The sequence below is a fragment of the Anoxybacillus sp. FSL W8-1294 genome (assembly GCF_037965005.1).
GTDB lineage: Bacteria > Bacillota > Bacilli > Bacillales > Anoxybacillaceae > Anoxybacillus > Anoxybacillus flavithermus_G.
Genome location: NZ_CP150179.1, coordinates 2,644,862 through 2,654,639 on the forward strand (window position 1 = coordinate 2,644,862; position 9,778 = coordinate 2,654,639).

Consider the following 9,778-nt stretch of genomic DNA (forward strand, 5'->3'; position numbering starts at 1 on the left):
CCACCCCCTTTATTGCGACGTATAATATTTCACAATACCTTGATAAATCGCTTCGGCATATATATTTTGATATTCGGCTGACGTTAATTTCGCTCGATCTTCAGCGTTAGAAATAAATCCAAGTTCTACAAGCACGCTCGTCACACTATTGTTGCGCAACACATACAGCCTGTTATTTTTCACGCCACGATCGACCATATTCGCCATGCGCACAATCTCCTCTTGAATGTATTGCGCTAATTTTTTACTTTCTTCGGCATTCGGATTTGTCGATGAATCGTAATATACTTCAGCACCTTTGGCGCTTGTGTTCGTTGCCGAATTTGTATGAATGCTGACAAACATTTCAGCATAGTTATCTTTCGCCATATCAACACGATCTTGTAGCGTCGGGTACACATCCGTCTCTCTTGTCATTACAACCGTCGCACCGGCTTTTTCAAGCTTTTCTTTTAGCCATTTTGCCACTCCGAGCACAACCGTTTTTTCATTCGCTCCCCCACTCATAGCCCCTGTGTCTTTTCCACCATGTCCTGCATCAACGACAATAATGCGTCCTTTCACAGGAGAGCCTGCCATATTCCTTAGTTTTAAATACGTTTTATGCACGTAAGCAAACTGACCGTTATACGCAATTTTTGCCCAATATCCGTTTATATCGTACACATCAACAACTTGTCCTCTTTTCAACGTTCCGACAAGCGTCCCTGTTGCTGACGGGGTTTGTCGAACGTTAAGCGAAGAAGTTGTCACCGTTCCTTGAATATTTGTTTTTCCTTGTTCAATTAAATCTGGTAGCGGCAAGCGAAATTGATCATTAATCGTTCGCGCTAACAACGTCGCAAATTCGGCACGTGAAATGTCATCTTTCGGGAAAAATTGACCGTCTCGGCCATTCGCTATACCGTGATAATATAAGCGATTAATATGCCTGAGCGCCCAATGGTCAGCTGTATCTTTAAATACAGCAGCCTCCTCTACCGCTGCTCCTTTACTCGGGAGGGAAAAGGCATTCACAAGAACGACACTCATTTCTGCACGCGAAAGGCTATCATTTGGACGAAATTTTGTCGTACCGTCCCCTCCCATGATACCGAGTTGCACCGCACGAGCGATCCAACCGCGCGCCCAATGGCTAGCAGGAACGTCCTGAAACGACAACGTTCCGTTTTTCCATTCTGTTTGTCCGAGAGCGCTGACGATCATTTTTGCCGCTTCTGCTCTTGTCACCATTTGATCTGGACGAAACTGTACAGTGCGTCCAACTTCATACCCATGAATAATTTGTTCATTTGCTAAAAAATCAATTTCATTTTTAGCCCAATGGCCATCTTCCACATCAACGAATCGTCCTTCTTGCTTTAATTCTGTATTTGCCCAACTGGATGAGGCAACAGAAAAAAAAGCAAGAAAAACGATCAACAGACAATATACGTGACGTTTCCCCAGCATATTCTTCTCCCTTTCGACATTTTTCTATCATTAAGCATAACAAACAATTCTAACCTTTTCCATACCCGATAATGCACATTTTTCTATTCGACAAATCCCTCAACCTTTTTCGACAAATAACGACACTAATCGACAAAATTATGAAATAAAGTTATTATTTTTTTAGTGATTTTTTTTAAAAAAACGGCTATACTTACTTATGCGATAAGGTTTCGGTTGCTGAGTCAGCCTCCCCGTCATTTGGAAATGGCGGGGCTTTTTTTATGCTCATTTTGTCGAATGTTGTCGAATTAGTGTCGACACTCGCACCATTATGGCACACATTTGTGCTCTCGTGACTGGATCATTCGGACGGAAAAAAGCATGTTTTGCAATTAATCCTCGTTCCGCTAACAATTGCACGGCAAGCCACACATCTCGTTGCGTCACGTCTTGGAATGGATAAACAGAACGAATTGGCTCATTGTCAAGTTGCAACGCACGCGTAAGCAATAGGGCAAGCTGTCCACGCGTCAACGGTTCATCTAAACGTGCGCGTCCCCCACTTCCTTTTACCACTCCTTTTTCTGCAGCTGTCACGACCGCTAGCGCATCTGTTGATGTGAGCGGCACGTCACTGAAAGGAGAGCGCAATACAGACGGCGCCTCCCAACTAAGCAGACGATAAAGCATAATGATACTTTGCCGACGAGTGAGAGAAACGTGTGGACGAAACGTACCGTCCGGATATCCACGTATCATTCCTCGTTGCTTTGCTTGTGTAATCGCATCATACGCCCAATGCGTTCTGTTCACATCGGAAAACGATGTCATACGAATCGGGACGAGGCGAACGTCAGAGGCGACAACCCGCTTTTGATCGTCCGTGATCACGACGGCGATATCGCCTTGTTGTTGCGCCAGATCAAACAAGCGAAACGACATCATTTCCCTATCTACGTTAAACGAATAAACGAGCTTTCCGTTCACAAAAAGATGACCTTGTTTCCCGACAAATGGAGAGGATAACGCTAAAATATATGTGCGATTTTTTGCGATAGGCTGCCCCGGTTGTAAATTGAGCCAATCGATACCTAGTGGAGCCGATAACGCAAGCGCTTGTTGCCATCGGATCATTCCATATCCTGTATATATATCATATCCTCTCCAATGCACATCTTTTGCTGTTTTCCATACACGTTTGCGAAGCTGAAGCGCATCTTCTTCAGGATACATCGCGCGCAATATAGCGAGTAATGCAGAGACGTGCGGAGCTGCCATCGATGTTCCACGCATCGTACGATAGCCAGACAAATATGTGCTTATTAAAAAGTCCCCTGGGGCGCTTATTTCTACGTCCCAACCATAATTTGAAATAGAAAGCGGCATTTGTTCCCGATCAACCGCCGCTACCGTCATGACCCCTGGATAGCTAGCAGGGTAAACGTTTGTTGTTGCCATATGGCTATTGCCAGCTGCCGCAACGACATGCACACCTCGTTTCACCGCTTCTGCAATGATCGAGCGGAGCACTTCCGTCTCACCTTGCCCAGCTAAACTTAAATTGATGACAGAAGCACCGTGATCGAGCGCATATTTTACCCCTTTCGCAATTTCAAAATCACCGCCTACGCCGTAACGATCTAACACTTTAATTGGCAAAATATCAATCGGCGCATCTCCAATGAGCCCGGCAATCCCTTTTCCATTATTCCCTACCGCAGCTAAAATGCCCGTTACATGCGTTCCGTGACCAAACGTATCTTCCGCATAACGTTTTTTTTCTGCATAATCAACACTTAAACTATATAAAATGTGATCGCCAAAATCTTCATGAAGCACAATACCTGAATCAATGACGGCAACGACGACGTGATTCACCGCCTTCATTTGTATGATGCGCGGCGCCTGTTGCCAATCGGATGCGATCACATGTAAATGAATCGTAGACGAGAAGCGAGGGATAAGCACATCTATCCGTTGAAGTTCTCCTTCGTTTTCTCCTAATATCTCTCCGTTACTATCTTTCACTTCTAACCGCCACGGCCCTTCCACATGATCGAGCGTTACAGATATTCTCGTCACACGCTCCTCCCCCATTGTAAACACGATATGTTCACCATTGACTGCTTCGCCGCGATATGTCTCCATCTGTCCGTCAACATTCATCAGCTTGCCGATGAAGTGATTTGTCGAAGTGAGCGAAGGGAATGTCCAACGAATGACAGGAAGCGACCATTGTTCAACAAATAACGGATCATTTGTCGCGGCACGCTTGCGATCGTTTTTTTCTATTCGAACAACAAACGGCAGGTGCGAGACGTGTTCACGCTCTTCTTCTGTCATCATCACTTTCGCAAACGTTCCCATCACATCTAGCACATCAGCATTGATATATTTCATATCCGACTCGTTGCGAACTTGAATAATCCATTCTTCTTTTTCACTCGCCCAAACGACTTGTGGGATAAAAAGAAAAATAAATGATAGCCATAACCATCTACTCATATGAAATTCCCTCCTGCGTACTTCCATTGTATCGCGCGAAAAACGACGTGAATAGACAAAAATCGTGACAATATTGGAATGACATACAATTTAAACAAAAATAATTTTTTTACATTTTCATAGCAAAACATATATATCGTTTTGTTATAATTTAATAGAATCATAATGAACTAGAGGAGGAAAAAATGATGAAGCAAACAAAAAAATGGCTGATGCTCGTCTGTATGCTAGCGGTAGCTTTCGCGCTCCATCCGCAACCATCGCAAGCGAGCGAGCACATCACGCGCGGAGAGTTTGTACAGCAGCTCATCACAACACTTGGCGTAGACGTCAAAAGTGAAGTGAAAGATCTTCCATTTACAGATGTCGATCCACAACTTGCACCTTACGTCGAAGCGGCTATTCGTCTTGGCATCGCAAACGGAAAGACAGAAACGACATTTGCACCAAACGAAAAAATAACGCGTGAACAAGCGTATGTCTTTCTCATTCGTTCGTTACAGCTTCGCCATCATTACGCAACGAACGTCTTTAAATTGTACAAAGACGGAGCAACAACAAAACCTTGGGCGCAACAATCGCTCTCTGCAGCCCTTCACCTCGGCTTACTTCAAGGATATAGCGACAAAACAATTCGACCGCAACAATGGCTCACAGCTGAACAAACGAAAACGATTTTAAAACGATACGAAACAAACATTGAAAAAATTACATTCATTCATACAAATGATACACATGGCCGCATTATTGCGAACGAAAAAAACGGCGAAATGGGCTTTGCTAAAATCGCAAAAATCGCCCAAGATGTGCGTCAAAAAAATAAACAAACGTTACTTGTCGACTTGGGCGACACGTTCCACGGTACGACATACGTCAACTTAAATAGTGGACAAGCTGTCGTCGACTTAATGAATGCGATGAAATATGATGCGATGGTTCCAGGCAACCACGATTTCAACTACGGTCAAAATCGTTTGCTTGAGCTAAAGCAAGCCGTTCAATTCCCAGTCGTCAGCGGAAACATTTACAAAGATGGAAAACCGTTTTTACCTGCTTATACAATTAAGCAAATCGGCAATAAAAAAATTGCCCTTGTCGGTTTAACCGCGACAGACACAGCAGTCAAAACGAACCCTGCTGGCATCGTCGGCATCACATTCGCTGATGAAGAAGCGACGTTAAAACAACTTGTGAGCGAATTAAAAGGAAAAGTCAACCATATTGTCGTCCTATCACACTCTGGTTTACAAACAGATGAAAAACTGGCAAACAACGTATCGGGTGTCGATGTCATTCTCGGCGGTCATAGCCACGATACGATTGAAGCGCCAAAAAAGTTTAAATACGCATACGTTTCGCAAGCGTTCGAATACGGAAAAGCGCTCGGACAGACAAATTTATTGTTTTATAAAGGTAAACTGATCGGCGTCAACGGTTTCTTATATCGCGATCATGCGACAAAACAAGAAGATGCTGCGATCCGTTCCATCGTAGACACGTACAAAAATACGACAGACTCCACACTACAACAAGTGATCGCAACGATTGATGTCAACTTAGATGGAGAACGCGCAAACGTGCGCACAAAAGAAACAAACCTTGGTAACCTTATCGCCGATGCGATGCGCCAAGCTCTTCAAACCGATGTCGCTCTAACGAACGGCGGAGGTATTCGCGCTTCCATTCCGAAAGGCGATGTAACGCGCAATCACATTTTAACAACGTTGCCGTTTGCAAACACACTTGTGAAAGTATCGATGAGCGGCGCCGATTTGAAAAAAGCGCTTGAACATGGTGTTCGCCTGTACCCTGAACAAAATGGCGGCTTCCCGCACGTTTCAGGCATTCGCTTTACATTCGATGCGACTAAACCAGCTGGGTCTCGCGTAACATCTGTTGAAGTGAACGGTCAACCGCTTGATGAAACGAAAACATATACTGTCGCAACAAATGACTTTATCGCCAAAGGTGGCGACGGCTATGACATGTTCAAATCAAGCACGATTGAGTTCGATAGCGGCGAGCTGCTAAGCACCGTTGTTATGAACTACTTGCAATCGAACAAGCCGATCCCAACTGTTGAAGGAAGAATAACAGTCGTGAATCAATAAAAGACGTCCAAACGGGCGTCTTTTTTACTTCAAATCCCAAAATACGTGACAAAAGGAAATCGTATGGTATAATGTGCTAGAAAGGAGTGGTAGTTTTGTTTAAAAAAATGATTATATATGTACTTGTTGCCTTTGTTAGTATTTCCACTATGGCGACATCCGCCGAGGCGACAAATGTTCGAACGGTACGTATCCCTATCATCTCAAACGGGAAAGTGCTACAAACAGATACTTCACCGATCATGGTGAACAATCGTATTCTTGTGCCATTTCGAGCAATTGCCCAATCAACAGGAGCGAATGTTTTTTGGAATGCAAATACAAAACAAGTGACTGTTCAAAAAAACAAAAAGGTCATTTTTCTTACCGTTCAATCATCGACAGCGACCATCAACGATCAAACCGTTACACTTGATGCCCCGCCGATCATTTACAAAGGGCGCACGTTTGTACCGGTTCGTTTTATCGCTGAAGCGCTCGATGCGAATGTGCAATGGACAGGAAAAGAGGTGCGCCTCTCTTGGTCAACTCTCCAGACAAGTGCCGGGGCGGTGTACGTAAACGAAACGAAAATAACAAACAACGCCATGACCGATGGAGTATATACATATCTTCCCTTAAAGAAACTACTGACGGCCATTGATGTCAATGTCGACTGGATCGAAACAGATGAGACGATGCGCATTCGCTTATCTCGCGGACAAATGACAATTACGGCAGGAAAAAAACAATTAGTCGTTGATGATCATGAAATCGTCGCACCACTTGCTCCCATTCGACTAAACGATGAATGGTACGTATCGGCTTCATGGGTGATGACTGTTTTTGGTGCGCAAATGACTCGCAATGGAAATAACGATTTATTTTTCTCCATTCCAAGAACGACGTTTCGTAGTCCATTGCTACCGATTACCGAAGCTCCCATTACTGTTCCACAACACGTCACAACGCCAAGCATGGCAGATGGACGGCGTCTATTAATAAGCGACAATCCAGAAGTGTTAACTGCTGCTACTGTGCCGCTTGGACAAGCAACATTAGCGCTTGACGACGTACAAGGTTCATTTCAAGCAATGGACCATCGCGTGTTTGGCTGGCACGTCAATAACTTAGGCACGCGCGGCACTGTCGCAATGATTATTGATAATCGTTCAGCAAACGACATAATAGTAACGAATATAAAAGGAACATACCGCACAAGTCCAAATAGCTGGGGGCATTACGATGTCGGGTTGCCACTTGCCGAAGCGATATTGCGCCAATCGCTCGCAACTGCTCAAGCAGTGGAAGTGAAAGCAGGAACGAGCGCGGTCATTCAAGCATTTGACGTCCCAAACAACCAACTGCTCGGATTTTTATATGACTTTACCGTCCAACAAGAAAGCGGCATAGCAAATTATCGTATTCGCACGGTGGTGACAAGTGCAGCAGCTAATTTTTCAACCATTTCTCCTACGCTCGCACCGATTGATTCTTATGCAACCCATCCGCGCGGCGTATGGAAAGGGACAACATTAGAAGCAACATTGCCGACATATACAATCGATGGTGAACCTGTTGCTTACAGTATATCAAACGGAAAAACGGACCATTTACTTTCAGTAGCCAATGCATTAAGCCATCCGAGCGAAACGGTACACAATCCAGGGCATTACGGCTTAACATACCGTCTATCGCTTCCGATTCAAAATGAAACAGGGGAAATAAAAACGATTCGCCTTCGTTTTAGCGGTCGCGGCGGGGCTTATTGTGGAGCTGTGAAAATAAACGGGGTTGTTTATCTCATCCCACCGCTCCAACCGATTACCCAATCGGCCTATATCGATTATACTGTTTTCTCAAACCAAGACGTTCTTTCACTTGAACTGATGCATGCAGGCGGAGCCGCTCTGCCGCTTGGGGTTGAAGTTTCGACGGTGAGATGAATAAAAGGATGTCCATGGCGGACATCCTTTTATTCATGTAACAATCGAAGCATTTTATATAACATTTTCGCTGCTTCTGCACGTGTCGCTTTATCTTTTGGTTCGAAAACTCTCTGACCTTTTTGTATTTTCCCATCAATGATTTGTAGTTGAGCAGCCAATTGCACATTTTCACGAGCATAAGATGCAATCGCCGAAGCATCAGCAAATGATACATTACTTTCTTTTACTTTTTCTAAAACTTGCTCGTTTTTATATTGAATCGCACGGACGATCATCGTTGCCATTTGTTCACGTGTAATCGGAGCATACGGGTCAAATCTTCCCTCACTTCCCCGAACAATTCCAGCCGAGCTGGCTGCTTCAATTTCAGCAACTGCCCAATTTAATTTTTCATTCACGTCCGTAAACGTCCCTTTATACGTAGTCTTCGGTAAATGCAATACTCTTGCTAACAATACAGCAAACTCTGCACGTGTCACCTTTCCGTTTGGCACGAATTCATTTTCTTTCATTCCTTTAACAATCATCCGTGATGCTAATGATTCCACATACGTTTTCGCCCAATGCTTGTTCACATCAGCAAACGTTTTAAATTGCTCGATGACCGCATATGTGGAAAAATGAGATACAGATACAACCCATTCTTCCCCTTTTAATGTCCCACCAACATACTCCCATTGCTTCATATTTTCATTCCAATAATATGCTGCTGTATAATCAGCATGTTTAATTTGTTTACCTACATTCATACGAATGTCAATTGGTTTCTCAAATGAACGATCATATTTTTTTCCATCTACTTGGATAGAAAAATCATATGCACGATATGCTTCACTTTTTTGCACAGGTGTGGCTGTAACCGTCACATTTGCACGCACATCGAACGACTGTAAAGCAGCTGGCGAAAGGACTACCGTAGCACCATTTACTTGGATAGCTAACGGCTTATTCGCTTTCACGAGTTCACTAACTGTTGCCGCAGAAATTGTTGCTTGTTTTTCCACTTGAACCGTCACAGTTGACACCGATGACTGTAACTGCTGACGTACCGCCTCGTCTACTTCCTCTCCTTTTGATGGAGTAGGTTGTGGGATTGGTTTAGGCGCTGGAGTTGGACTTGGACTTGGTGATGGCGTCGGATCCGGTGTTGGTGCCGCTGAAACAGTAAAGCTTTTTTCGACTGTTTTTCCTAGAGCCTCGACTTTCACAATATAAGAACCTGTTTCAATGACGCGGAATGTATGAGCGTATTGTCCATTACTATTTGAAAAAACACTTTCTTGTTTTAACGTTGTTCCATTTTTCATCCATGTCACTTGTACACTCGTACTTAATGCTTTTCCATCTTCCTTTATCGTTCCAGAAACAGTCGCTGTATCCCCTTCTACATAAGAAGAAGCATTCAATTCCGCAGTAAGTTCCACTACTTTTTCTTTTTTCGGCTCTTCGACGACAAATGTTGTTGTTGCTTCTCCGCTACTTGCTTTTAAAGTGACGGTATATGTACCATATGACGCATGATCTCCTAATGTAAAAAATGTCTGTACATCACCGTTTGTGCTAATTTCACTATCGTTCCACTGGTATGTGTACTCAATCGATTGATTAGGACCCCGCACAGTTAACGTTGGCTTCGTTCCTTTTCCTTGTACGTTTCCAGAGATATTTACCTTTTCTCCCCGCACATAAGAAGACTTATCCGTTGACACAGTAACCCCGGCTGCCCAAGCTGAAAAAGAAGAAAAGATGAGCAACAAACATAATAAAGTTGCTATTCCTTTTTTCATCCATAATCCCCCT

General features: G+C 43.8%; 5 protein-coding genes. 2 read left to right on the plus strand and 3 right to left on the minus strand.

Annotated elements, in window-relative coordinates:
* Nucleotides 1-9 precede the first annotated feature (9 nt).
* Both NSQ23_RS14460 and NSQ23_RS14465 read right to left on the minus strand, forming a co-directional pair.
* A complete protein-coding gene (locus tag NSQ23_RS14460; RefSeq protein WP_339171717.1) occupies nucleotides 10-1,422 on the minus strand; it encodes an N-acetylmuramoyl-L-alanine amidase in 1,413 nt (470 codons plus the stop codon).
* Nucleotides 1,423-1,719: 297 nt separating this feature from the next.
* Nucleotides 1,720-3,939: a S8 family serine peptidase gene (locus tag NSQ23_RS14465; protein ID WP_339171718.1), complete on the minus strand. Its 2,220-nt coding sequence runs from the start codon at nucleotides 3,937-3,939 to the stop codon at nucleotides 1,720-1,722.
* 188 nt (nucleotides 3,940-4,127) lie between these two features.
* Here NSQ23_RS14465 and NSQ23_RS14470 point away from each other — a divergent pair, with 188 nt between their 5' ends.
* Nucleotides 4,128-6,050 (plus strand): 5'-nucleotidase C-terminal domain-containing protein, encoded by a 1,923-nt coding sequence (locus tag NSQ23_RS14470; protein ID WP_339171720.1) that lies wholly within the window; start codon nucleotides 4,128-4,130, stop codon nucleotides 6,048-6,050.
* Nucleotides 6,051-6,136: 86 nt separating this feature from the next.
* On the plus strand, nucleotides 6,137-7,975 hold the full coding sequence (locus NSQ23_RS14475; protein WP_339171722.1) for a copper amine oxidase N-terminal domain-containing protein: 1,839 nt from the start codon (nucleotides 6,137-6,139) through the stop codon (nucleotides 7,973-7,975).
* Nucleotides 7,976-8,004: 29 nt separating this feature from the next.
* Here NSQ23_RS14475 and NSQ23_RS14480 read toward each other — a convergent pair whose 3' ends face one another.
* On the minus strand, nucleotides 8,005-9,765 hold the full coding sequence (locus NSQ23_RS14480; protein ID WP_339171725.1) for an S-layer homology domain-containing protein: 1,761 nt from the start codon (nucleotides 9,763-9,765) through the stop codon (nucleotides 8,005-8,007).
* Nucleotides 9,766-9,778 lie beyond the last annotated feature (13 nt).